Origin of the sequence: Bradyrhizobium sp. B097, from assembly GCF_038957035.1 — a bacterium.
In the GTDB taxonomy this organism is placed as follows: domain Bacteria; phylum Pseudomonadota; class Alphaproteobacteria; order Rhizobiales; family Xanthobacteraceae; genus Bradyrhizobium.
Genome location: NZ_CP152412.1, coordinates 324,801 through 348,508, shown reverse-complemented (window position 1 = coordinate 348,508; position 23,708 = coordinate 324,801). Strand labels below are relative to the sequence as shown.

The following is a 23,708-nucleotide window of genomic DNA, read 5'->3' as shown; positions in this document are numbered from 1 at the left end:
TCGCACCAGGCGGTGTCATCGCCCGCGCATGCGGGTGATCTCAAACTCTAGTACAGTCTCGTCCGATACGCTTCTTCCATCGTCTTCTCGGCGACCTCGACCTCGACGGCCGCGGTCTGCTCAGCGATGATCCGGCCAAGCGTCGGGAAGCTGTGGCGCTCGACCTGCGCGGCCGGATTCCAGAGCTTTGAGCGCATCAGCGCCTTGCCGCAATGGAAGTAGGTCTCATCGACATGCACCTTGATGCCGATGATCGGGGTGACGTTCTGCACCGTCAGCGGCGTCAGGAGATCCGGCTCCTGCGAAATCTCGGCCCGCCCGTTGATCCGCAGGGTCTCGTTGATGCCCGGCACCATGAAGATCAAACCGACCCCGGGCGAGGCCAGGATATTGCCGAACGTATCGACGCGGTTGTTGCCGCGGCGATCCGGGATCAGCAGCGTCTTGTCGTCGAGCACGGAGACGAAGCCCGGCGCGTCGCCGCGCGGGCTGGCGTCGGCATGGCCCTTGCCGTCGCTGGAGGCGATGACCAGGAACGGCGACAGCGCGATGAAGTCGCGGCAGAACTTGTCGAGATGGTTGAGCACCTTCTTCTCGGCAAGCGGGCTCAATTGCCCGAAATGCGCGCGAAGATCCTCCTGCGACTTGACCGGCGGCTTGCCGCCAGCGCCCTCGTGACCCATAGCGAACCTCCCTTTGTTGTTAGTTCTACACCGCGTCGATGCCGGAATCGATCCTCGCTGTCTGGCGTGGGCCGGCCGCGGCCGCAAACCCCGGCTGGTCGAAGAAATCGCGGCCGGGGATCGCATCGAGCAGGTCGCGGGTGTAGGCCTGACGCGGCGCGGTGAAGACCTCGGCGGTGGTGCCTTCCTCGACGATGCGCCCCTTCTGCAGCACGATGACGCGGTCGGCGATCTCGGCGGCGATGCGCAGATCATGGGTGATGAAGATCATCGCGAGCCGCATCTCCTGGCGCAGTTCGGCGAGCAGCGCCAGCACCTGGGCCTGCACCGAGACGTCGAGCGCCGACACCGCCTCGTCGGCGATCAAGACCCGCGGCTTGAGCGCGAGCGCGCGCGCGATACAGATGCGCTGGCGCTGGCCGCCCGAGAATTCGTGCGGGTAACGATCCGCGGCGGTCTCCGACAGGCCGACCCGGACCAGCAGCTTCCGCGCCTGCGCCATCGCCTCAGTGCGCGATGTGCCATAAGCCATCGGGCCGCGCGCGACGGCATCGCCGACCTTCTGGCGTGGATCGAGGCTGGCAAACGGATCCTGGAACACGATCTGGAGGTGCCGCCGCGCCTGGCGGAGCGCTTCACCACGCAACAGCCGGAGGTCGGCGCCGCCGAAGCGGATGGCACCTGCATCCGGCTCGGTCAGCCGCATGATCATGCGCCCGAGCGTCGACTTGCCGGAACCGGATTCGCCGACGACGGCCAGCGTCTCGCCCTCGTGCAAGGTCAGCGAGATGCCGTCCGCGGCGACGACTTCACGCGGCGGCTGCAACCAGCCGCGCTTGACCCGAAAGGTCTTTTGCAGGCCGACGACTTCCAGCAGCGGCTCCGGTCGCACTATCGTGTCATGGATGTCGGCGAGCCGCGCCTTCGGCACCGCGTCGATCAATTCGCGCGTATAGGCGGCCTGTGGATTGCGCAGCACCTCGCTGGCCGTGCCCTGCTCGACCACCTTGCCATGGCGCAGCACCACGACGCGATCGGCGACATCGGCGACGACGCCGAAATCATGGGTGATCAGCAACACGCCCATGCCGCGCTCGCGCCGGAGATCGTCGATCAGGCGCAGGATCTGGCGCTGAGTCGTGACATCGAGCGCCGTGGTCGGCTCGTCCGCGATCAGCAGCGCAGGCCGGTTGGCCATCGCCATCGCGATCATCACGCGCTGGCGCTGGCCGCCGGACAGCTCGAACGGATAGCTCTTTTCCAGCAGAAGCGGATTCGGCAGCCCGACCTGCGTCAGCAGCGTCTGCACCCGCTCGCGGACCTCCGCCATCGACGGTGTGGGCCGCTGGTGCGCAAGGATCATCTCCTCGATCTGCTTGCCGATCCGCTTGAGCGGATTGAGCGAGGACAGCGGCTCCTGAAAGATCATCGCGGCATTGCCGCCGCGCAGGTTCCGAAGACCGCGACCGTCGAGCTTGGACGGATCCTGCCCCGCGACCGTCACGGTGCCAGACACGATATCGACGCCCCGCGGCAACAGCTGCAGCACCGCATGGGCGATCATCGACTTGCCGGAGCCGGATTCGCCGACCAGACAGACCACCTCGTTCGGCTTGATCTCAAAGGAGACATTCTCGACCGCGAAGGGCCGATCGCCGCCTTTGGGGAGCGCGATCGAGAGGCGATCGACGGCGAGAACCGGCGCGCTGGACTGCATGGGCTCGCTCATGACCGGCGCCTCGAGACGCGCGGGTTGAGGACATCGGACAGGCCCTCGCCGAACAGGTTGATCGCCAGCACGGTGACGAGGATGGCAAGCCCGGGAAACACGCTCATCCACCACGCATTGCGGATTGCGGTGCGCCCCGCGCCGATCATGAAGCCCCACGACATCAAATTGGGGTCGCCGAGCCCCATGAAGGACAGCGCGCTTTCCAGCAGGATCGCGGTCGCCACCGTCAGTGACGTCACGACCAGGATCGGCGAGATCGCGTTCGGCAGGATGTGGCCGAGCACGATGCGCCAGGTGCGCTCGCCCTGGCACAGCGCCGCCTCGACGAATTCACGATGGCGCAGGCGCAGGAACTCCGCGCGCGTCAGCCGCGCCAACGGCGGCCAGCTCACCGCCCCGATGGTCAGGATGATCGTGAGCAGAGACGGATTGAAGGTCGCGACCAGCAGGATGGCGAGCACGAAGGCCGGAATGGTCTGGAACAATTCCGTCATCCGCATCAGCACCAGATCGACCTTGCCGCCGAAATAGCCTGAGATCGCGCCGACCACGACGCCGATCGCCATCGCCGCGAGCGCCGATGCGATGCCGATCAGCAGCGAGACGCGCGCGCCGTAGGCGACGCCGGCCGCGACATCGCGGCCGAGCGTATCGCCGCCGAGCCATAGCCCGTCCTCGCCAGGTGGCGTGAACGGCGCACCGACCATTTCCCAGGGCGAGACCGGAAACACGATCGGCGCGATGATCGCGACAACAACGACGATCAGCAGCAGGACGAGCCCGATCATGCCGCTGGGATGACGCAGGAAGGCGCGCACCGTCTCCATCACGCCGCTCCCGTAGTCATGCGCGGATCGATCAGCCGGTAGACCAGGTCGGTCAGGAGGTTGAGCGCGATCACGACGATGGAGAGAATCAGGAAGATGCCGAGCAGGACCGGATAGTCGCGCTGCAACAGCGCCTCAAACGTCAAGCGGCCAAGGCCGGGCCAGGCGAACACCGTCTCGATCACCACGGCGCCGCCGACCAGCGCGCCGGCCTGCATGCCGGCGACGGTGACGACCGGCACCAGCGCATTGCGCAGCATATGGCCGACCACGATGCGCGTTCCGGACAGGCCCTTGGCGCGCGCCGTCTTGATGAAATCCTGTTGCGCCACCTCGATGATCGAGGATCGCATCAGCCGCGCGTAGATCGCCAGATAGATCGCCGCCAGCGAGGTGACCGGCATGATCATGTGCTTCATGATGTCGAGCGCGTGCGCGATCGGCGAAAGCTGGACGTTGATGGTCTCGTAGCCGAACGGCGGCAGCCAGCCGAGCGTCACCGAGAACACCAGCACCAGCATCAGGCCAAGCCAGAACACCGGCGTCGCATAGAGCACGAGCGAGAGCACGGTGAACACCGTATCGAGCACGCTGCCGGCCGCGAGCCCCGCCAGCGCGCCGAGCGCGATGCCGATCAGGAGCGCGAGACAGAACGCCGTCACCGTCAGCAGCAGCGTCGCCGGAAGCCGTTCGAGGATCAGATCGACGACGGGGCGGCGCTGCCGATAGGAATAGCCGAGATCGAGGCTGACAACGCGGCCGAGGTGGCTCACGAGCTGGACGAAATACGGCTTGTCGAGCCCGTACTCCTTGCGCAGATCGTCGAGCAGTTTTGGATCGGACGCGCCGGATTGCCCGGCCATGACCTGCGCCGGGTCGCCGGGGGCGGCCCGCACCAGCACGAAGTTGAACGTCGCGATGACGAGGATCACGGCGACGAGCTGCGCGATACGGCTGATCGCCTGGAGCCCGATCGCCGCTGCGCTCCCGAGTGGCGTCACGATTTGTAGACCGACCCGAAGGTTTCGTGCGAGCCGATGCCCGTGGTCACGATGTTCTTGAACGCCTTGTCGTAGATGATGGGATATTCGATCTCGAGCGTCCAGGCCACCGGCACATCCTCGACCAGGATCTGCTGCACCTTGCTGTAGAGCTCCTGGCGCTTGGCTTCATCGAGCGTGATTGCGGCTTCGTCGAACAGTTTGTCGACTTCCGGGTTCGAATAGCCCTGCGTGTTCGAGAACAGGATACCCTTCTTGATGTTCGACGAGATATAGGTGCGCGCCACGCCGAGCGCGGGATCGCCGAGCTGGTAGAGCAGGTTCTGGGTCATCTCGTAATCCCAGTTGCCGACCTTCTCGGCCCAGCCGGCCATGTCGGTGCCGACCAGCACGAGGTCGATGCCGACGCGTGCAAAGCTCTGGCGGAAGAACTCGCCGGCGCGCTGATAGGACTCGCCATAGGGCGGCACGATGTACTTGATCTCGGCCCGCTTGCCGTTGGCGCCGACCTTCAATCCCATGTCGTCGAGCAGCGCCTTGGCCTTGTCCACGGAGAACTCGTAGCGCTTCACGTTCGGATCGTAGAACCGCGTCTTCGACGAGATCGGGCCGGTCGCAATCTTGGCGTTGCCGAAATAGACGCGCTTGCTGAACGCCTCGCGATCGATCAGGTGCATCACCGCCTGCCGGAACCGCTTGTCGTTCATCGGCGCGATGCGGTTGTTCATCTCGAGCCACTGATGCGGCGCGAAATACTCGTAGCCCTTGGTGGTGAATTCGAGGTTCTTCTGCGCCTTGAAGCGCTGCACGTCATAGAATTCGACGTCGGACCATTGCACGAGTTGCACGGTGCCGTTCTCCAGCGCGAGCGCACGCGACGCCGCGTCCGGAATCACGCGGTAGACGATCTCGTCGAGATAGGGCTCGTCCTTCAGATAGTAGCCATCGTGGCGGACGAGGTGAACGTGCGAGCCGCGCACCCATTCCTTCAGCTTGAAGGGACCGGTGCCGATCGCCTTGTCGTTCTCCGGGTTCTTGCGATAGTCGGTGCCGTCGTAGATGTGCTTGGGCACGATCGGCGCGGAGGTGCAATCGAAACAGCCGATGAACGGTGCGAACGGCTGCTTCAGCTTGAACACGACGGTGAGCGGGTCGGGCGCTTCGGCCGATGCCACGCGGGCGAAGTTCTGCCGCGCGCGCGGATGCGTCTCCACCAGCAGCTTCATGCAGCTGAAGACCACGTCCTCCGAGGTCATCGGCTTGCCGTCGTGGAAGGTGATGCCGGGAAACAGCTTGAATGTGTAGGTCAGGCCGTCAGGCGAGACCTCCCAGGACTGCGCCATGCCGGGCATCGGCTTGAGGTCGGCGCCGTATTTCAGCAGGCCTTCATAGATTTTGCCGCCGAGCGTCAGGGTCGGCTGCTGCTGGTTCAGCGCGGTCACCAGAACCGGCGGCTCGGGCTGGATGATGGTGTTGAGCGTTCCACCGCGGGTCTGGCCCGCCGCCCGCGTGATGCCGAACGGGATGGCTGCACCGCAGGCCAGCATCGCCTTGGTGAATTCGCGTCTGTTCATCGGACCTCTCCGTCGCCGCGCGTCAGGCATTCGATTTCGGCGAATGTCGCGGGGTGAGGCATTGTTGCCAAACGCCGTATCCCGCGCTACCTGAATGGGGACAACAACCATCGCGATCGGGCCAACTGGCCCGGAAGATGCATGAGCACCCTGCGAAAACGACGATCGATCAGGAGCTCACGACACTTGAAAGTCGCAGCGCGACGAAATGACACCGCCGGCTTGCGCGTGTGCCGCAAGCAATCCGGTCCCGTAGCCGCCGCGCATTATGCCGGACAACTGCAACAGGTCGAACGGCCGCTCGCAGCGATGGCGGCCTCTTATCCGAACGAAAGCACGAGCGCGCGACACGCGCATCGCCGCGATCAATTCATCCTGCAGACCGCAGGCGTGACCTCGATGATGACCGAGCGCGGCCATTTCGTCGTGCCGCCCGGCCATGGCCTGTGGATTCCAGCCGGCGTCGCGCACCAATCGCGTGCATGGGGTGAGGTCGAGATCCAGACCATCTATGTCACGCCGGATCGCGTGCGGAATGCGCCGGCAACCTGCCGCCTGATCAGGGTCTCCGCATTGGTCGAAGCGCTGATGGAAGAAGCGGTGCATATGCCGACCCGTTACGATCCGGAAGGGCGCGACGGCCGGCTGGTCGACTTCCTGCTCGATGAGATCGGCCGGATGCCCGAAGTGTCGTTGCATGTGCAGGTGCCGCCCGATCCGCGGCTCGCCGCGATCTGCGAAGCGGTGCTGGTCGATCCGAGTTCCGATCTCACGCTCGACCAATGGGCCGATCGCAGCCAGCTCAGCCGGCGAACATTGACGCGTCTGTTCCGGCGCGAGACCGGACAGAGCTTTGCGGCCTGGCGCCAGCGGGTGCGGCTGCTCGAAGCGTTGGCGCGGCTCGGCGCCGGCGAGGCCGTCACCTGCGTCGCGCTCGACGTCGGCTATGACAGCCCGAGCGCGTTCGCCGCGATGTTCAAGCGCGAACTCGGCGCCGCGCCGCGCCAGTATCTGCGCTGGGCCAATCCCGAAGTGGTGATGAGGTAGGCGAATTCGCTTCGCACACCTGCGGAACGCAAAACCCCTGCGGTCAACGGGAAAGACCGCAGGGGTTTGCAGGTGGATGGCGTGAGGCCAGCAAGGCTGGGTGTCACCCCAAGGACCGGCACGCGGATGAAAGCGATACCCGCCTCCTCATGCAAGCAAGTCTTTTAGGCAGGAGTGCGTCAACATTCGCAAGCAAGGCGCGCGAGAGGACGGCGATCCTCGCGCGCGCGTTGCATGCAACCGTTTAGTCGTTGCGTGCGACCGCCGTCAGCTTGGTCATGTTGTGCAACATGATCCGTCCGCGCTGCAGGTCGACGATGCCGTCCTTGCGCCAGGTCTGCAGCTGCCGGTTGACGCTCTCGCGCGCCGCGCCGACGAAGATGCCGAGCTGTTCCTGCGAGATGTGCACCTCGGAACCGAAATCCTCGGCCAGCGCGCACAGCCGGCGTGCGAGGCGGACCGGCAACGGTTGCAACACGGATTCTTCCATCCGCTCGCTCTGCCAGCGGATGCGCTGGCACAGCAATTCGATCAGGCGGACCGCGACCTTCGGCTCGCGCTCGAGGAAGCCGAGGAAATCCTCCCGCCGCAGGACGAACAATTCGGTGGGCTCGCCCGCGGTCGCATCCGCGGTGCGCTCCTGACCGTCGAGGACGGCGACTTCGCCGAACAGGTCGCCGGATCCCATGAAGTTCAGCGTGAGCCGGCTGCCGTCGGAGGCACCGGTTTCGATGCGCATCTGGCCGCGGCGGACCCCAAACAGGGCATCGCCGGGATCGCCTTTCTGGAACAGCACCTCGCCGGCGGCGAGCTGCTGGGTGTGGCAGAGGCCGGAAAGCCGCGCCAATTCGTCCGCACCGAGATCGGCGAACATAGGGTTCATTTTCAGAATGACCGCAAATTCGGCCTGTTTGCTCATTGTATTGCCTTCCAAATCCATCCGAGCGGTCCCCTCCGCCCGGTTAGCAACAATCACCCTCATAAGAGTGTGTGAGAGGTCACATAAGTTCATGCTGGTAACGGATTATTTTTCACCTCGTTGGAGCGAGGTCCCGTTTGCGGGATAATCTCGTGCGATCGGCCGTGCCTTTCCGCGGCGGAACCCTGTCTGCCCGGGCTGGAATATCGAGATGAGAGCACTAAAATTCGCCGGGGCCGCCATCGCTGTCGTGATCGTGATCATCGCGCTGGTGGCCGCGGTCGGGATCCCGTCCTCGTTCCTCACATCGGCCATCACCGAGCGGGTCGAGCGGGAGACCGGCTACACGCTCAGCATCAATGGCGGCGCCAGGATTGGCCTCTGGCCGACCGTCAGTCTGGCGCTGCGCGACGTCGTGTTGCAGGACCCGCGCGAGCGCGAGGCCAACAACCGGTTCGCGGCTGATCGGGTCGACGCCGAGATGACGCTGTCGAGCCTGTGGTCGGGCCAGCCCGACATCACCGATCTCGTGATCGTCAAGCCGGTGATCAATCTGCCGTTGCAGCGCGAGCGCACCCGAGATCACAATCCGCCGGCGAAGTCTTCCGCCTCCGAGCGCGGTGGCATCACGATCCGGCATGTCAGCGTCAGCGGCGGCACCATCGTGTTCTCCAACGTGCGCGACCGGGTCGAGAACCGGATCGAGACGCTCAATGCGGATGCGACCATCGGCAGCGACCGCAAGATCGTCGTCACCGGCAATGCGCGCGCCAGTGACAAGCCGCTGAAGTTCGAGATCCGCGCGACCGCGCCGCAGGCGCCGCTGGAACGTTCGAGCGTGCCGGCCGAGTTCAGCATCGACGCGCCTGACTTGTTGCCTGCGCCGGTCAAGGCGAATGCCGAAGTGCGCCTGAACGGCACGGTGGTGATGTTCAACGGCGTATCCGGCACGCTCGGCGATGGCGGCTTCACCGGCTGGGCCTCGGTCGACTTCGCCAGCAACAAGCCGCTGGTGAAGCTCGATCTCGACTTCCAGCGCATGACGATGGCGCTAACGCCGAGCCAGCCCGATGCGGCGCAGCCATTGGGCACCAACATTTGGAGCAACGCACCGATCGACCTTGGCGGGCTCAATTATGTCGACGCGCAGGCGCGCATCTCGACGCCGGAGCTCGTGGTCGGCGACGGTCGCTTCGTGCAGGCGGCAATCGATGCGTCTGTTGACAGCGGCGTGCTGAAGGCCCGGCTCGGCAATCTCGGCGCCTATGAGGGCATCGCCAATGGCGACGTCACGATCGACGCGCGGGCCGCTACGCCGACCTACGCGCTGCGGCTCGATCTCGCCGGCGTGCGCGCGCTGCCGTTGCTGAAGAGCCTCGCCGAGTTCGACAAGCTCGACGGCAAGATGCAGGCGAAGTTCGCGCTGACCTCGCAAGGCAGCAGCGCACGCGCGATCGTCGGCAATCTCGGCGGCACCGCGTTCGTCGTGTTCCAGGACGGCAAGATCCTCGGCCTCAACGTCGCGCAGATGATCCGCAACCTCACCACCAGCACCTTGTCGGGCTGGCAGCAGAGTGAGGCACTGTCGACCGATCTCAGCCAGCTCTCGGCCTCGTTCAAGCTCGACAAGGGCCAGGCCGTGACCACCGACCTCAATCTGATCGGCCCGCTGGTGAAGATGGGCGGGGTCGGCACCGTCGATCTCAACACCCGCCAGATCGGGTTCCGCGTCGAGCCGCAGCTCGTGATGACCACCGAGGGCCAGGGCCGCGTCGGCAATCCGGTCGGCCTCGGCATCCCCGTGATGATCGAGGGGCCCTGGGTGTCCCCGCGGATCTATCCGGAGATGCAGGGCATCCTCGACAATCCAGAGGCCGCCTATGCCAAGCTCAAGGAGATGGGCAAGGGCCTGTTCGGGGCGAATGGCCAAGGCTTGAACCAAGGCCTCAACGGGCTCAGCAACCTCCTCAACGGCGTGCAGGGCGGCGGAACCGGCGCGCAGCCCGGCACGGGTCAGGCTCCGGGCGGTGCGGCCGCCGGCCAGAACAACCCGCTCGGCGGCCAGCTCGGCGACACCATCGGGAACCTGCTGCAGCAGGGCCTCTCCACCCTCAATCAGGGCAACGCCTCCCGCCCGAGCCGCAGCCTGGCCCAGCCCACCCCGGGCGCGCCGCCGGCGGCCGCGCCACCGCCCGCCCCTCCGCCGGCCAACACCGCCGAACAGCACGACAATCCCGCGATGAACGACGTGCTGCGTCAGCTGTTCAACCGCTGAATATTCCCGGATATCCCCCGCCGGAATGCAGGGCTAACCATGCGACGGGAGGCCCCGCTTTGCCCGGCCGATCCGTGCTAAACAGCAGCGATACAGTGGCGCACCCGACTGATCGGAGGGGAACGGACGAGGCTGGATGAACGGGGCACCGGACAAGGGCAAGAACTGGTTCCTGCGCGGCGGCCTGTTCGCCAAATACGTCCTCGCGCTGGTCGGCCTCGTCGTGTTCGTGCTCGCGGTCAACGGCGCGCTCGAGACCTGGATCAGCTATCGCGGCATCAGGAGCACGCTGACGGATGCGATGAGCGAGAAGGCGGACGCCACCGCCAAGCGCATCGAGCAGTCGATCGCCGATCTCGAGCGGCAGATCTCCTGGGTGACCCGCGCCTCCTCCAACACGATCGAGCTGCGCCGCGCCGACTATGCCCAGCTGCTCGGCCAGGTGCCGGCGGTGAACCAGCTCACTTTGATCAACGGCCAGGGCCGCGAGGTGCTGCGGCTGTCGCGCCAGACCTACACGCTGAATTCCAACGCCGACTTCTCCCGCGACCTCCGCTTCACCGAGGCGATCGAGCGCGGCACCGCCTACGCGCCGGCGTATTTTCGCGACGAGCGGCCCTATATGTCGATCGGCGAGCAGCATTCCGGCTTCAATGCCGGCGTCACAGTGGCCGAGATCGACCTGCGTTTCCTTAACGACTATTTCGGCGATTCCCAGATCGGCCGCACGGCCTATGCCTATCTCGTCGACGCCAAGGGTCGCGTGCTGGCGAGTTCGTCGAAGGGCCCGGAGGTCGGCAAGGACCTCGCCGCGCTGCCGCAGGTCGCGGCGGTCCTGTCGCCGAGCGGCAGACGGATCGCCTCCGGCAAGGATGTCGACGGCAACGCGGTGCTGACGACCGCGACCGCAGCGCCGGACCTCGGCTGGCACGTGTTTGTCGAGCAGCCGACCGCGCAGGCGCTCTCGCCGATCCGCGACCAGCTGGTGCGCATCGCGCTTTTGATCGCGCTCGGCCTCGTGGTCGCGATCATCGCCGGCACGATTTTGGCGCGACGCATGCTGGTGCCGATCACGGCGCTGCGCACCGGCGCGCGGCGGCTCGGCGATGGCGACTTCGGCCACCGCATCGAGGTGAAGACCGCGGATGAGCTCGAAGAGCTCGCCGGGCAATTCAACAGCATGGCCTCGCAGCTGGCCGAGACCTATTCCGGCCTCGAAGGCAAGGTGAAGGAGCGCACCCGCGACCTCGCGCAATCGATCAACGAGCTGAAGGTGCTGGAGGAGGTCGGCCGCGCGGTGGCGTCCTCGCTCGACCTCAACGCCGTGCTGCCGACGGTTGCCGCCCGCGCGCTCGAGATCACCCATGCCGACGCCGTGCTGATCTATGGCTACGACGCCGCACACCGCACGTTCAACCTGACGCAATCGATCGGCATCGACGCCGAAGCCGAGGGCCATCATCGCGCGATCGACGCCGCGAACAGCCCGCTCGGCGAGGCCGCGGCGAAGGGCGAGCCGCTGGCGTTTCCTGATCTCGCCGCAAGCCCTGATGATCCGCCCGATCATCCGCTGCGCGATGTCGTGGTCGGCGCCGGCTTCCACTCGGTGCTTGTCGTGCCGCTGGTCGATCAGCAGGGCGTGCTCGGCTCGCTGGTGGTGCTGCGCAAGACGGCCGGCGATTTCCCCGCGAGCCTGATCGGACTGATGAAGACTTTTGCGCACCAGGCCGTGCTGGCGATGCGCAATGCGCGGCTGTTCACCGAAGTGGACCAGAAGAGCCACGCGCTGGAGCAAGCCAACACCACCGTGCGCGAGCAGGCCGACAAGCTACGCGAGCAGACCGAGCAGCTCAAGGATTGGAACAAGTCGCTGGAGCAGCGGGTCGAGACCCAGCTCGGCGAGATCGAGCGCATCCGCAGGCTCGAGCGCTTCCTGGCGCCGCAGGTGGCGCAGCTGATCGCCTCCTCCGACAATCCCGAGGGCCTGCTCGACAGCCACCGGCGCGAGGTCACCGTCGTGTTCTGCGACCTGCGCGGCTTCACCGCCTTCACCGAGGCGACCGAGCCGGAAGAGGCGATGAACGTGCTGCGCGAATATCACGCCGCGCTCGGCAAGCTGATCTTCAAATACGAAGGCACGCTCGACAAATATGCCGGCGACGGCGTGATGATCCTGTTCAACGCGCCGATCCAGCTCGCCGACCACACCGCGCGCGCGGTGCGGATGGCGGTGGAGATGCGCGACACGGTCGGCCCTTTGACCGAGAAGTGGCGTAACCGCGGACATACCCTCGGCTTCGGCATCGGGATCGCGCTCGGCTACGCCACGCTCGGCCAGGTCGGCTTCGAGCAGCGGCTGGAATATGCCGCGATCGGCAGCGTCACCAACCTCGCCTCCCGGCTGTGCGGCGAGGCCAAGGCCGGCCAGATCGTGGTGAGCCGCCGCGTCTACGGCATGGTCGAACCCCATGTCGAAGGCCGCGCCATCGACGACCTCGTGCTGAAGGGTTTTAATCACCCGATCCTCGCTGCGGAGATCCTGAGCTGGAAGGGCGAGCCGTCAGCGGAAGCGGCGGCGGAGTGAGCGACGCACGCATGTCGCCGAAGCGCTAGAAAAAACCCGTCATCCTGAGGTGCGAGCCCCTTCGGCGAGCCTCGAAGGATGCACGGCCCGGCTGGTGGCCGTCTATCCTTCGAGGCTCGCTCCGCTCGCACCTCAGGATGACGGCTTGAGAGCCCGCTCCGCTGCGGCGCTTCCGCGAGGAAAGACTGTCCGCCCCGTCTACCAGCGGGAACCCGCTACCGCCCGAACCTTGCATTCGCGCGGAAAGTGTGTATATTGGGGCCATTCGATTAGCCGTTGCGCCTTGTTGAATGGTCAGAACGGCCCTCCTCCAAAGACATCGTCAGTTGAATGGATGGCGCGCGATTCTGCGCAACACATGCGCAAACGCGCAATTTGGAGAAGAGAAGATGGCGACAGGTACTGTGAAGTGGTTCAACGGCCAGAAGGGCTTTGGTTTCATCGAGCCGAGCGACGGCAGCAAGGATGTGTTCGTTCACATCAGCGCAGTCGAGCGTGCCGGTCTGACCGGCCTCGCTGAAGGCCAGAAGGTCTCGTTCGAGCTGAAGACCGACAAGATGCGCGGCAAGACCAGCGCTGAGAATCTTCAGATCGTCTGAGTTTCTTACTTGGGCATGATATCCGCGCAAACGCGTTCCGCGTTTGTCGCGATCATGCCAGTTCGTCATTCCACGGATGTACTGGGATGGCGTTGCGGCCCGCTCGATCCACCCGGATTGGGCGGGTTTTAGCATGTCTTGCTGCGCGTGATCCCAAGCACGCTGCATCGCGCCGTTCCGTGCAACAGGCGCGAAGCGTTCGCAGAAGGATCGTGCCTAGGAGAGATTGCCAATGACCGCCAGAAAGCCCACGCCATCGCCCGCGAGCCTCGCCAGGGCCGACCGCCAGCGGCTGGCGGCCGAGGAAGGCGCGCGCGCCATCGCCGAAGTCGAGCGCGACGCAGCCTCGATCCGCAAGAACATGGAGCGCCTGCGGGCGCTGCGCGAAGCCCGCGAGGCCAAGGCTGCGGCCGAAGCCGAGCTGGCGCCGGCACCCATCGCCAAGAAGAAAGCGCGCGTGAAGCGCATCGTGCGCTGACGTTGCGCTGTTTTGATTGCGGCAACAACCGAATGAGCCGCCTGCCTCCCTCGTCATTGCTGTCGATGTTCACTAATTCGCTGATTGGATCGCTCGACTGGAGGATGATCCGATGCGCGATAACAGCTACGACCGGACGATCGAACGTAACTATCTGCAGAAGTGGCGATTTCTGATCCCGGAGTATGAGGCAGTAAAGGCTGGCCGATCGGAGCTGTTCAAACGGGTGGGGGATTTCTACCGCCACCATGGGACCTGCTCGCAGACGTTCCGTAAGTATTACAATCGCTATTTGCAGAGCGGCGACGAAGCGGATTTGTTGCCGCGCCGCCGCGGCCCCAAATGGCGGGAGCGGCGCGAGCCGGCAGGGATCGAGGCGGAGATCATCGCTTGCCGCAGGCGAGGGATGAACCGTTACGAGATCCATGCGGTCTTGCGCGAGCAGCGGGACACAGTACCTTCGCCGGTGACGATCTACCGGGTGCTGCGACGCCATCAGCTAAACCGCCGCACGCCGGCGATGCGTGAGGAGAAACGTCGCATTATCAAGGACAAGCTCGGGGAACTGGGCCACGTCGATCTGCATCAATTGCCGCGCGATATGTTCCTCGCGCCACCCTCGGTCACGGCCTACATCGTCAGCTTGATCGACAGTTGCTCGCGTCTGGCCTGGGCCGAGGTCCTGGCCTCCAAGAAGGCACTGCCAGTCATGTTCAAGACGCTGAAGATGATCAACACCCTCAACGTCACCTATGGGCTCGCCTTCCAGGAAATCCTGTCCGACAACGGTGCCGAGTTCGCCTCCCGCAACAATCCTCAGGAACATCCCTTCGAGGCCATGCTGCTCGAACTTGGCATCAAGCACCGCTACACCAGACCCTATCGACCGCAGACCAATGGCAAGGTCGAGCGCTTCTGGCGCACCCTCGACGAGGACGTGATCGAGGGCGCCACCTTCGACAACCTCGACCACTTCGCCAATGAGCTGTTCGAGTATCTGATTTACTACAACAACCACAGGCCTCACCAAGCCCTAGCAGGACAAACGCCAAAGGCCTTCGCCGCTACCAAGACCACCGCGATCCAATCAGCGAATTAGTGAACATGCACAATTGCGAGCGAAGCGAAGCAATCCATAGTTCAGCATACGCGAAGCCATGGATTGCCGCGTCGCTTGCGCTCCTCGCAATGACAGCTTTGCACCACCGTTAGTTCCGTCATCCTGAGGTGCGAGCGCAGCGAGCCTCGAAGGGTGCACGGCCACCAGTCGGGCCGTCGACCCTTCGAGACGCGCGCAAAAGCGCGCTCCTCCAGCGACAACGGCAAAGCCGTTGCGCGGGGGTGACGGTGCCACGCCTAGTCTAATCCCCGATCAACATTGTCAAATAGCAGACGGGATATGCGTTCGCGCTCTCGTGGCGCGTTGCGCCCGAGGGATGCGATCAACTCACCCTCAATGATCGTGAGAGGGCGCAGGGAAGGCCGGGCGCCGATTGCACCCATGGGTCCCAGGCAACAAAAAGCACGGGAGGGTGGACCACAGGTGAAACCGAAACATCCGGCCTTCCCTGCGCAATGGGTTACGGCTTACTTCGTGCTCTTCCCGGTGAGACCGGGCTTCTTTGTCACCGCCCTCCGCAAAACGCATTCGCGTCTCGCGAGGAGGCACCTGCCCCTGGGGCGCCAGAGCCACACGACTTCACCGTCCGCCGATCAGCGTGCTTCGTCTCGCACACCGCCAGCGTCCATCGCATCCCGCCGCACGTTCGTGACGATCGCGATACGCCCCTCTTGCCGGGCGGGACGGGGGAAGTTGTACAGGTGAGTTGGGGGTGACGTCAAGAAAAATTCCGAAAATCGGAATCAATGCTAGGATGGGGAGATAGCCAGTTTGCCCAAACGCTGCCGCGCAACCACTTTCGGGGAAAGAGTCAGGGATGAACGGTTGGCTTCGCGGTGCCTTGCGCGGGAAAGGGCTTCGGCATTGTCTTCTTCCAAGCGTTAAACTCAACGGGAAGGACAGCACTTAGGCCGCCAGCCGGCATGAACTCTGGATCGAAAGTCAAATCCAACTGACGCAAAACTCTAGCAAAGCGCCTGATACTCCCGCCGCCCTTCCCGGCCACTCCCTTGCGAGGCCGACCTGAGATGGGGTCCGAGTACAGGCGAGAAGCCTCGGCAATAATCGGGCGACTGCGTATAATGCTCTGCGTACCACCAAGCTGCTCAAGAACATCTCCGTGCCGACGAAGCGGCTCCTCGCCATCGTCGTTTGCTGCCAAAAGCAGGAAGCGAGAATTCGGACCATGATCGCGACACAGCTGCCAGGGTGAACGCACGAGATGGCGGTAGTAGTGCCGAAAATGACCGCTTAAGATATAGCGATAATGCTTATCCAGCTTGCGCTTCCCTCCAGCACCTGGCGGACACAGCTGATCGAAGAAGTAAAGCGCGAGCCACGTCCAAAGGCCACGGTCGTTGGATATCCTAGCCTGATCGAGCGATGCGAGACGCATTCCGAGGTCACGCCCAAACTCATATCGGTTCTTGTAGGTCCGAAGCATCATTTTCACGGGCAAAGCGAGTGCCTCCGACGTATCTGGGTGGTCGAGCAGATGATGCGGCGGCGCTCCAACCGCTCCCTGATTCAGGTATTCGGCGAATTGAGCAATTCCTGCTTCATTAAGTCGACGCAAGTCATCAGCCATGAGTGGCCTCCGGGATCATCTGTCTGGCTTTTTCAACAAAAGCTCGTGTCTCGCAATAGCGGCGAACTAGATCGTCCACCCACGAATCTCTGGCCTCGTCGTCCTCCAACTCCTCCGGCTCATCCTCAACACCAAGTCCCTCACTGCAAAAGCGCTTCCAATCCGCTTTCCAGCCGTCACCGTCTTCATCATCCTCCGAGGGGTCGTAAGCGATGTGCCGAAGAACGACGCGAAGCGCGGCTGGCAGGACCGCACCGGCAACAAGAGGATTTTCATGTATCCGATGCATCAAAGCCGGAATCTTGCTGTTGAGAAGAAGGGACGGTCCGGCCCCATCGTCGATCTCGACACGCCACACCTCTTGCCCGAGATCGCGGTACTCCACGGGGAAGATGCTCCTGCGCCCGTCCTGCTCTCCTTCGACCAACGGCCGTACGCGATCAGCCGATGCAAGGATCTTGCCCTCATGGGCTTCGCGATCAACAATCTTGATGCGGAAAAGAACCCGTGCCGTATCATCGAGCTCGTTCAACGAAAGCACATCAGGAATCTTTTTGCCGGCTACCGTTCCGCAATCGAACTGCATTGCACTGCTGCGATGGTAGGCCTCGACAGAAATCGAGGCTGACGGTGGAAGCTCAAGAGATTCGAGATTGAGGTGGAGCTTAGCTCTTATCGGTTCGCCTGGAACTGAAGGCAAAACTCGAAGATCAATCCTGTCTTGCGTGATCTTTTTTCTTCCGGTCGAGTTAATGCGCCGCTTCGCACTGGTCATGGACGGGCCCTCGCATCAATGATGAGGTCACGATTCACATCAAACCCTGTTGCTTCCAAAAGGAACTCAGGCGAGTTAACGGACAACTCAAGGACGTTTGCCTCCGGCGCTTTCACGCCGATGTTCGTTGTTTCAACCTTGATGTCATCACTTGCCAGATCGAAGTCCAGCGGACTGTGCTTGTTGAAGGGGTTCGCCCCTATGACGTCGTAGGCAACTCGCACACGCACAGATTTTGGAAATTCCCAGTTGGAGGCGCCGGGGCCCGGCACTATTGCGAAGCCGCCCTGGCCCCGTTTTTGGATACGGAATGCCCTCTCGGACGGTACCAAACCGGGTGGCACCACGACGGCTTTTTCCTTACTACGGCCTTCCGATTTTACCGGATCAAGGAGCGAGAAGAAGTCGATGAGCGCATCTTCGTCCTTTCGATCTCCCTGGTCACTCACGATCGCATAGAGGTCCCAGAGCGCATACCTTAGAAACCGCAGGGTTTGACCAGGATTCTTCCAGTTCGCATTGAGCTTCTCTGCCGTTCCGCTCCAGGTCGTATGCGCAGGATTCTCGGCATCACCCAAGAAGCCGACAATGTCCTCCTGGCTCGCCACGAACGCGCCGTAGGCGTTCGCGCCGCTGAAATACCGAGCCTCTCCCGGCACCGTGATCGATCCGCGCGCAAAGAGAACAAACGGCTTAGAGTTCTCCGGCGGCGACTTGAGAAACAAGTCGACGCAACTGACCTTCTCTTCGCTATTGTCTTTGCGCCGCAAGCGAATTGGCACGCGGACATGAACGATTTCACCGCGCCCGTACCGCTCCTTCATCTTCGTTACTTGATCGCTTCCGAACTGATCCGCGACAAGGGATTTGGCCGCCCCCTGAGACAACTTCGCTTCGAACGCAGGATTCTGGGTAAGTCGAGCGCTGACCTGCTCGACGAAGCTGTAGCGGTCGGGATTGTCCTTTTCCGCAATCATCACCTGCTTCGCAACTGTGCCAAAGCTCTTCGCGTCAATGGTTGTCGAGCCAACCTCAACCACAAGACGCCCTGCAAGAATGGGAAAGTAATAGTTCCCCACTACGCCACGGATAATCACCTGCTCGGTAATCTTCTCGTTGACGAATGGAATCGCTATGGACAGACCACTCTCTGTTGTTCGCGTGATTCCGATCTCTTTCTTGAAGGCCTCAATGAGGGCGGGGTCGGTGACGGGCATTTGCATCTCGGCAGCATTTCGGACACCGAACCAGAAGCCGTGCGCAACATATTTCTTGCTGTTGATCTCGTGGTTCGCGAGTACGGCTTGTCCCATCAGGAGAGAGCTGGTGTTGCCCGCTTGAACTGTTAGTCCGAAGAAACAACGAATGTCGGAAGAAGTCGAATAAACCAGCTTTCCAAGCCCCCAACGGCCTCCCGCGCGCCCGCTCTTTCCGGATTTTCCGTGGCGCCGCCAGAAACAATGGAAGTGACCGCCATCGAGAGAACCGGGGTCGCCCGTCAATCCCTTGGTGGAAAAATCCTCAATTACTAATACGCGAGGCTTCCTTTCATCGATCTCCCAAGCATTGATTTTGCATGCTTGGAGATGCGGCCGCAAAGCCGAGAATCGGTCGCGGAATGATTTGGCGTCGGCTGTAGAAACTTCGTGGATACGAAAACGCACCCTAACAGGCCCGGTTTCCAAGGTGGCATCCGCTGAATTCTGAATGACTTCGCGTACCACAGCCTCGGCGAGCGTAACCTCGTCATTGTTGAACTGATCGCGCTGCGTGAGCTCCTGTTCAACGTAGCGAGGATTTCGCTCTTCAAAATTCCAGTCAGGCATTAATCCTCCAAACGAAATTCAATGTCTCGAGAAGAGCTTTCACCGCCAAATCTAGATTTCGCAGTTTCGAGCTCCTTCTGCAAAGTTCGAAATATTTTCCTTACGTCATCGTCGTCGTAGGCATAGGCGCTTCGGTTTGAAAGATTGCCGATGAGCCGAATGTCGTTCATTGCTCGCGCGACGCGCGCCTCCGCAAGCTGGATGAACTTCTTCCGCTTGTCACGCATGAGTTGAGTCAATCCTTCGTCTACCGCCGTCCATTTCAACGAAATATGGCGTACAAATCTGAAATGTCCATAACATTCTTGAAATATGATCTACATCAACGCAGCGTCCTACGTACGTTCTTCGCAGTTCACGGCACAAAATAGGCGCAAATTCGATCAAGCTATTGAAAATATTTCGAAAATTCACCAGCATTTGCGCTAAGCGTTCAAGCGATCAACTCGCCTGCGATATTTTTGATGCTCGAGGGCGTGCAATTAGACCATAGACTGACGCAGCGATCTTCTTGGCGAGGAACGGAGGGACTGCATTACCAACTTGAACAAATTGCTGGGTACGATTCCCCTTGAAAAAATAATTGTCGGGGAATGTTTGAAGTCGGGCAGCCTCTCTCACAGTCAAACTTCGACACTGGGCAGGATCGGGATGGATAAAGTAGTGGCCATCCTTCGAGATATGACTGGTAATCGTTGTCGCCGGCTCGTGCCAAACCTGAACCCTGAATCTGTCGGCGAACTTGCCCGTTTCCCAGTTCCGGTGATCTGGAGCCAATTCTGGAGGAAAGTTTTTCGCCTTGGGGGAGACGCCAGTCATCACTCCATACAGAGCGGCATAGAAGTAACGCCCTAAATCAGCCGACATGTGCCCACGCGTTTCGCTATTTGGAAAACGCTGGAGCCTACCATCGAACAGCCAATCCCTCAGCTCGTCAGAACAGGCGCGGGGAATTCCTGCATAGCGACCACCTGAACGATGAGGAATTCGTTCTGCTTCTGAAAGCTCATTAGCAATCCTGCGCGCCGCGCGCTTGAATGACCGCCCGTCTTCCTCGTCAAATTCGGCTGTCATGCCCGCAACGCCGCGAATTGTTTGCAGTACCTTGGACAGCCAAATCTCTTCCGTGTCTTCGCCACTGCTCAAGCCGCTCCTAAGCACTGGCATGCCTTGGAGCACATGCTGCACCGTCGAAGAGCGCTCCGACGGAGGGAGCAGCGGAGCTCCGGAGTCCAAGCCACAGGCAACGTCGTTACGAATTCCAAGTATGATGACGCGATGTCGTGATTGTGGGATTCCATGATCCTCCGCTCTCACGACGAAATCGGACGCCGGACAATGAACAGCATGGTCAAAAAGGGACCGCCCAGAGCGTGGCGTTAATGGGAGAAGCCTATAAGATCCTTTGCCGACCTTCCGTAGATCATCGAGAACTTGATCAAACACACGCTTGCCGTCAACAGACGAGGACAACAAGCCTTTGACATTCTCCATAACGAAGACAGCCGGCATAAGCCGCTCCAATATTCTTATGTACTCCTTGTAGAGAAAATGTCGGGGATCGCTCTTGGCATCGTAACCCTCGATACCCTTGTTGCGTGCCCTGCCAACAAGGGAATAAGCCTGACAAGGTGGCCCGCCTATGAGGATCACATTGCCTCGATGCCGCTCTGAAATTTGCTTAAGGCGCGCATCGATTTCTTGGGTTGCCGCTTTTGACCCAAGTTCGAGCTGAAGTGCCTCACGACGGGCACGGGTCCATTCGGACGGGAAGAGCTTTGCCCAATCGGGTTCAGCAATTTCGCCGTTCAGGAATTGATAGTATTCTTCCGGGACAGTTCCCTCGAATTGCCGAAAGAAGCTTCGAAAGCGCAATGTTTCGAATGCGGACCGCTCCTTTTCTATCGACAATGCAACGTGGAAGGGACGCGAGCCATCATCGTTTCGGATGCTGGAGAAGCCTTCCGCCAACCCACCGGGACCAGCAAACAGATCAACGACCGCAAATCTCGCAGACATGAAGCATCTCAAATGACTACAACCGTTGACCAAACTAGCAGTTCGGCGAGGAAAACGGTCGAATGATCGATGTTGTCGACAGGATAACTCGTTCTCGGATGATGTCAGGAATCCGAGGGAAGAACACCCAACCCGAGCTAGCCCTGCGGCGTGCACTGCACCGGGAGGGCTTCCGATACCGTCTTCACGCACCTGACCTGCCGGGCAGACCTGACATCGTACTACCCAAGCACAAGTCAGTTGTGGAGGTGCGCGGATGTTTCTGGCACAGACATGAGCGATGCATCTACTGCACCACGCCATCGTCCAATAAAGAGTTTTGGCACCGGAAATTCAACGAAACGATCAAGCGGGATGAACGAAACCGTCTTGCTCTCCGAAGGCTTGGATGGAGGATAGCGATCGTTTGGGAATGCTCCGTCAAGGACAACGGGGCTAATGTCGTCGCCGAGCGACTAAAGACTTGGCTTCAATCTGGCAGTCCTTTCAAGCAAATTCCGAGGAGAGCGCGAGCGAAATGAACGTTGGCGGCTACGCCAATGTGCCGCACGCGTCTTTCGAGCCTCAAATCACCATCCAGTGAATCTGGTTGTCCCCCCAATCACGATCACGCCCCCTCCCGCCCCTCCCAGGAATAACCCCTCCCCCACCTCGCTCGCGTCATGACGGCCGCGCGGAACTGCGCGTGCGTTAGAACAAGAACACGCGAGGAATCGGTTTGATGACAGGATTGGACGGCACGCACGCTGCGGCGGCGGTGGTGGTGGCGCTGCACTGCTCGCTGGGGTCGGGACGGCAATGGACGAAGCTTGCGGGCGCGCTCGGTGGCACGCCGTTCATGGCGCCGGATATTTCCGGCTATGGCGTCGCCGCCTGCGGGCGCGACTGGCCGCGGACGCTGGATGGCGAGATCGCGCGGCTCGAGCCCTGGCTCGCCAAGGCCACGGGGCCGATCCATCTGGTCGGGCATTCCTATGGCGGGGCTATCGCGTTTCGGCTGGCGACGGCATCGCCTTATGCGCAGCGCATCCGCAGCCTGACGCTGATCGAGCCCGTGCTGCCGACGCTTTTGCGTGATGGGGCATCACGCAAGAGCTCTCTTGGTGAGCATGATCTTGTCGGAAAACCGCTTCACACTTTTCCGGATCATGCTGTGCGCGACGGCTCCGCCGACGTGCGGCTGTACGATCGCTTCGCGCGGATCGCGCAGGTGGTGTCGCAGGATATTTTCGACGGCGCGGCGCTGGAGGCGGTCGAGGCGTTCACCGCGTTCTGGGCCGGCTCCGGCCCGCGCGAGCAGTTCTCGCCGAGCGGACGACTGCGGATGATCGAGCAGGCCGACAAGCTGCCTTACGATTTCAACGCCGCGCTCGATCTCGACGGCGTGGCGGCCGCCGCGCGTGCCTTGCGGGTGCCGACGCTCTTGGTGTCGGGCGGGCTGTCGCCCTATGTGACGCAGCGCATTGTCGCAAAACTCGCCGCGATCATTGATGGCGCCGAGATGCGGCATCTGCCGGCGGCCGGCCACATGCTGCCGGTGACGCATGCCGAGCGGGTCAATCCGGAGATCCTGCGGCACATCTGGCGCGCCGAGGAGCTGGCGAAGCTGGAGCTCGCCGCGTGCGCCGGGCCGACTGAGGCGGCTGCCACCGCGGCGCAGCCGGCTGGCTCGGCGAGGCCGCATCTGGTATTCAGGAGGAGCTTCAATTGACGCGTTTTCTTCACGCGAACCGGTCTCCACTTCGCTCGAAAACGCGCTGCATTTTGGGAATAATTTGCCGATGATTTTGCTTCGCCTGCGCGCTGCCGCCCTCGCCGCTTCCGCGCTGCTGCTGCTCGCGGCTTCTCCCGCGCTTGCCGCGGGCGAGGCCGACGCGGTGCCGAAGGGCGCGGCGGTGACGGTGCTGAAGGCCTCGAAATTCTGCTTCGGCAATATCGTCGAGGTCTCCGGCATCGTGCTGCCGCGCGACGAGCAGCAGATCCGGCCGGACCGCTTCGGCTTGAAGGTGGCGGAGGTGAAGGCCGATCCCGGCGACACCGTCACCGCGGGCCAGGTGCTGGCGCGGCTGACCGACGGCACCAATTCGATCAACCTCACAGCGCCGGTGGCGGGCACCATCTCGGCGTCCTCGGCGGTCGTCGGCGCGCCGGCCTCCGGCAAGGATGCGCTGTTCTCGATCATCGCCAGAAACGAATACGATCTGGTCGGCATGGTGCCGACCCGCGACATCGCCAAGCTGAAGACCGAGCAGACCGCGCGGCTGAAGGTCATCGGCGCCGGCGACATGGACGGCAAGGTGCGGACGATCGCGCCGACCATCGAGCCGAACAGCCAGCTCGGCCAGGTGTTCGTCGGCATCACCTCCAACAAGCGGCTGCTGGTGAATTCGTCCGGCCGCGCGCAGATCAAGACCGGGCAGAGCTGCGGCGTCGCGGTGCCGCTGACCGCGATCCTCTATTCCACCGCCGGCACCGTGGTGCAGGTGGTGCGCGGCGGCCGCGTCGAGACGCGGCGGGTCGAGACCGGATTGATGTCGGCCGGCCAGGTCGAGATCCGCGACGGCATCCAGGAAGGCGACATCGTCGTCGCCCGCGCCGGCGCGCTGCTGCGCGAGGGCGATCCCGTGCGGCCGGTAGGTGCGAGCGCGGATGCGAAGTAGG

20 protein-coding genes are annotated in these 23,708 nt (G+C 62.5%); 9 read left to right on the top strand and 11 right to left on the bottom strand.

Going from position 1 to position 23,708, the window contains the following annotated elements:
* Positions 1–47: 47 nt before the first annotated feature.
* Genes AAFG07_RS01670 through AAFG07_RS01650 form a run of 5 tightly spaced genes read right to left on the bottom strand, consistent with a single transcriptional unit; the run spans position 48 to position 5,817 of the window.
* Entirely contained in the window at positions 48–683 is a 636-nt protein-coding gene (locus AAFG07_RS01670; RefSeq protein ID WP_342725723.1) for a pyridoxamine 5'-phosphate oxidase family protein, read from the bottom strand.
* A 25-nt stretch (positions 684–708) separates the two neighbouring features.
* A complete protein-coding gene (locus AAFG07_RS01665; protein WP_342725722.1) occupies positions 709–2,412 on the bottom strand; it encodes an ABC transporter ATP-binding protein in 1,704 nt (567 codons plus the stop codon).
* On the bottom strand, positions 2,409–3,242 hold the full coding sequence (locus AAFG07_RS01660) for an ABC transporter permease (RefSeq protein ID WP_223974473.1): 834 nt from the start codon (positions 3,240–3,242) through the stop codon (positions 2,409–2,411). Before AAFG07_RS01660 ends, AAFG07_RS01665 begins: the two co-directional genes overlap by 4 nt.
* Positions 3,242–4,243 (bottom strand): ABC transporter permease, encoded by a 1,002-nt coding sequence (locus AAFG07_RS01655; protein ID WP_342725721.1) that lies wholly within the window; start codon positions 4,241–4,243, stop codon positions 3,242–3,244. Before AAFG07_RS01655 ends, AAFG07_RS01660 begins: the two co-directional genes overlap by 1 nt.
* Entirely contained in the window at positions 4,240–5,817 is a 1,578-nt protein-coding gene (locus AAFG07_RS01650; protein WP_342725720.1) for an ABC transporter substrate-binding protein, read from the bottom strand. Before AAFG07_RS01650 ends, AAFG07_RS01655 begins: the two co-directional genes overlap by 4 nt.
* Before the next feature lie 186 nt (positions 5,818–6,003).
* Between AAFG07_RS01650 and AAFG07_RS01645 the strand changes: the two genes are divergently transcribed.
* A complete protein-coding gene (locus AAFG07_RS01645) occupies positions 6,004–6,864 on the top strand; it encodes a helix-turn-helix transcriptional regulator (RefSeq protein WP_092121857.1) in 861 nt (286 codons plus the stop codon).
* Between the two features lie 244 nt (positions 6,865–7,108).
* Here the strand turns inward: AAFG07_RS01645 and AAFG07_RS01640 are convergent, their stop codons facing one another.
* The gene (locus AAFG07_RS01640; protein WP_342725719.1) at positions 7,109–7,783 is read right to left on the bottom strand and encodes a Crp/Fnr family transcriptional regulator; all 675 of its coding nucleotides are present in this window, start codon (positions 7,781–7,783) and stop codon (positions 7,109–7,111) included.
* A 211-nt stretch (positions 7,784–7,994) separates the two neighbouring features.
* On the opposite strand from AAFG07_RS01640, the gene AAFG07_RS01635 reads away from it, so the two are divergent.
* The 5 genes from AAFG07_RS01635 (at position 7,995) to AAFG07_RS01615 (ending at position 14,818) form a co-directional block, all read left to right on the top strand.
* Positions 7,995–10,058, top strand: a complete 2,064-nt coding sequence (locus AAFG07_RS01635) for an AsmA family protein (RefSeq protein WP_342725718.1) — start codon at positions 7,995–7,997, stop codon at positions 10,056–10,058.
* Positions 10,059–10,194: 136 nt separating this feature from the next.
* Positions 10,195–12,642 (top strand): adenylate/guanylate cyclase domain-containing protein, encoded by a 2,448-nt coding sequence (locus tag AAFG07_RS01630; RefSeq protein ID WP_342725717.1) that lies wholly within the window; start codon positions 10,195–10,197, stop codon positions 12,640–12,642.
* Between the two features lie 389 nt (positions 12,643–13,031).
* The gene (locus AAFG07_RS01625; protein ID WP_029084280.1) at positions 13,032–13,241 is read left to right on the top strand and encodes a cold-shock protein; all 210 of its coding nucleotides are present in this window, start codon (positions 13,032–13,034) and stop codon (positions 13,239–13,241) included.
* A 232-nt stretch (positions 13,242–13,473) separates the two neighbouring features.
* Entirely contained in the window at positions 13,474–13,719 is a 246-nt protein-coding gene (locus AAFG07_RS01620) for a hypothetical protein (protein WP_176534279.1), read from the top strand.
* Between the two features lie 112 nt (positions 13,720–13,831).
* Positions 13,832–14,818: an IS481 family transposase gene (locus tag AAFG07_RS01615; protein ID WP_342725716.1), complete on the top strand. Its 987-nt coding sequence runs from the start codon at positions 13,832–13,834 to the stop codon at positions 14,816–14,818.
* Between the two features lie 832 nt (positions 14,819–15,650).
* On the opposite strand, the gene AAFG07_RS01610 is transcribed toward AAFG07_RS01615, so the two are convergent.
* From AAFG07_RS01610 to AAFG07_RS01590, 5 genes are all read right to left on the bottom strand, one after another.
* Positions 15,651–16,427: a hypothetical protein gene (locus AAFG07_RS01610; protein WP_342725715.1), complete on the bottom strand. Its 777-nt coding sequence runs from the start codon at positions 16,425–16,427 to the stop codon at positions 15,651–15,653.
* Positions 16,420–17,202, bottom strand: a complete 783-nt coding sequence (locus AAFG07_RS01605) for a hypothetical protein (RefSeq protein ID WP_342725714.1) — start codon at positions 17,200–17,202, stop codon at positions 16,420–16,422. The genes AAFG07_RS01610 and AAFG07_RS01605 overlap by 8 nt, the downstream gene beginning before the upstream one ends.
* Complete coding sequence (locus AAFG07_RS01600; RefSeq protein ID WP_342725713.1) at positions 17,199–19,028, bottom strand: hypothetical protein; 1,830 nt, start codon at positions 19,026–19,028, stop codon at positions 17,199–17,201. The genes AAFG07_RS01605 and AAFG07_RS01600 overlap by 4 nt, the downstream gene beginning before the upstream one ends.
* Positions 19,028–19,255 (bottom strand): hypothetical protein, encoded by a 228-nt coding sequence (locus tag AAFG07_RS01595; protein WP_342725712.1) that lies wholly within the window; start codon positions 19,253–19,255, stop codon positions 19,028–19,030. The genes AAFG07_RS01600 and AAFG07_RS01595 overlap by 1 nt, the downstream gene beginning before the upstream one ends.
* 214 nt (positions 19,256–19,469) lie before the next feature.
* On the bottom strand, positions 19,470–21,047 hold the full coding sequence (locus AAFG07_RS01590) for a DNA cytosine methyltransferase (RefSeq protein WP_342725711.1): 1,578 nt from the start codon (positions 21,045–21,047) through the stop codon (positions 19,470–19,472).
* 62 nt (positions 21,048–21,109) lie between these two features.
* On the opposite strand from AAFG07_RS01590, the gene vsr reads away from it, so the two are divergent.
* The 3 genes from vsr (at position 21,110) to AAFG07_RS01575 (ending at position 23,707) form a co-directional block, all read left to right on the top strand.
* Positions 21,110–21,568, top strand: coding sequence for a DNA mismatch endonuclease Vsr (gene vsr, locus AAFG07_RS01585; RefSeq protein WP_342725710.1), 459 nt, complete (start codon positions 21,110–21,112; stop codon positions 21,566–21,568).
* Positions 21,569–21,768: 200 nt separating this feature from the next.
* Positions 21,769–22,758: an alpha/beta hydrolase gene (locus tag AAFG07_RS01580; RefSeq protein ID WP_342725709.1), complete on the top strand. Its 990-nt coding sequence runs from the start codon at positions 21,769–21,771 to the stop codon at positions 22,756–22,758.
* 70 nt (positions 22,759–22,828) lie between these two features.
* Positions 22,829–23,707, top strand: coding sequence for an HlyD family efflux transporter periplasmic adaptor subunit (locus AAFG07_RS01575; RefSeq protein ID WP_342725708.1), 879 nt, complete (start codon positions 22,829–22,831; stop codon positions 23,705–23,707).
* The last annotated feature ends 1 nt before the right edge of the window (position 23,708 follow it).

Bases quoted from the DNA above. Each gene is read 5' to 3' on its own strand.
- AAFG07_RS01635 (WP_342725718.1), top strand. From the start codon at position 7,995: ATGAGAGCACTAAAATTCGCCGGGGCCGCCATCGCTGTCGTGATCGTG.
- AAFG07_RS01615 (WP_342725716.1), top strand. From the start codon at position 13,832: ATGCGCGATAACAGCTACGACCGGACGATCGAACGTAACTATCTGCAG.
- AAFG07_RS01575 (WP_342725708.1), top strand. From the start codon at position 22,829: ATGATTTTGCTTCGCCTGCGCGCTGCCGCCCTCGCCGCTTCCGCGCTG.
- AAFG07_RS01610 (WP_342725715.1), bottom strand. From the start codon at position 16,427: ATGGCTGATGACTTGCGTCGACTTAATGAAGCAGGAATTGCTCAATTC.
- vsr (WP_342725710.1), top strand. From the start codon at position 21,110: ATGATCGATGTTGTCGACAGGATAACTCGTTCTCGGATGATGTCAGGA.
- AAFG07_RS01605 (WP_342725714.1), bottom strand. From the start codon at position 17,202: ATGACCAGTGCGAAGCGGCGCATTAACTCGACCGGAAGAAAAAAGATC.
- AAFG07_RS01640 (WP_342725719.1), bottom strand. From the start codon at position 7,783: ATGAGCAAACAGGCCGAATTTGCGGTCATTCTGAAAATGAACCCTATG.
- AAFG07_RS01650 (WP_342725720.1), bottom strand. From the start codon at position 5,817: ATGAACAGACGCGAATTCACCAAGGCGATGCTGGCCTGCGGTGCAGCC.
- AAFG07_RS01660 (WP_223974473.1), bottom strand. From the start codon at position 3,242: ATGGAGACGGTGCGCGCCTTCCTGCGTCATCCCAGCGGCATGATCGGG.
- AAFG07_RS01590 (WP_342725711.1), bottom strand. From the start codon at position 21,047: ATGTCTGCGAGATTTGCGGTCGTTGATCTGTTTGCTGGTCCCGGTGGG.
- AAFG07_RS01620 (WP_176534279.1), top strand. From the start codon at position 13,474: ATGACCGCCAGAAAGCCCACGCCATCGCCCGCGAGCCTCGCCAGGGCC.
- AAFG07_RS01600 (WP_342725713.1), bottom strand. From the start codon at position 19,028: ATGCCTGACTGGAATTTTGAAGAGCGAAATCCTCGCTACGTTGAACAG.
- AAFG07_RS01580 (WP_342725709.1), top strand. From the start codon at position 21,769: ATGACAGGATTGGACGGCACGCACGCTGCGGCGGCGGTGGTGGTGGCG.
- AAFG07_RS01670 (WP_342725723.1), bottom strand. From the start codon at position 683: ATGGGTCACGAGGGCGCTGGCGGCAAGCCGCCGGTCAAGTCGCAGGAG.
- AAFG07_RS01630 (WP_342725717.1), top strand. From the start codon at position 10,195: ATGAACGGGGCACCGGACAAGGGCAAGAACTGGTTCCTGCGCGGCGGC.
- AAFG07_RS01665 (WP_342725722.1), bottom strand. From the start codon at position 2,412: ATGAGCGAGCCCATGCAGTCCAGCGCGCCGGTTCTCGCCGTCGATCGC.
- AAFG07_RS01595 (WP_342725712.1), bottom strand. From the start codon at position 19,255: ATGCGTGACAAGCGGAAGAAGTTCATCCAGCTTGCGGAGGCGCGCGTC.
- AAFG07_RS01625 (WP_029084280.1), top strand. From the start codon at position 13,032: ATGGCGACAGGTACTGTGAAGTGGTTCAACGGCCAGAAGGGCTTTGGT.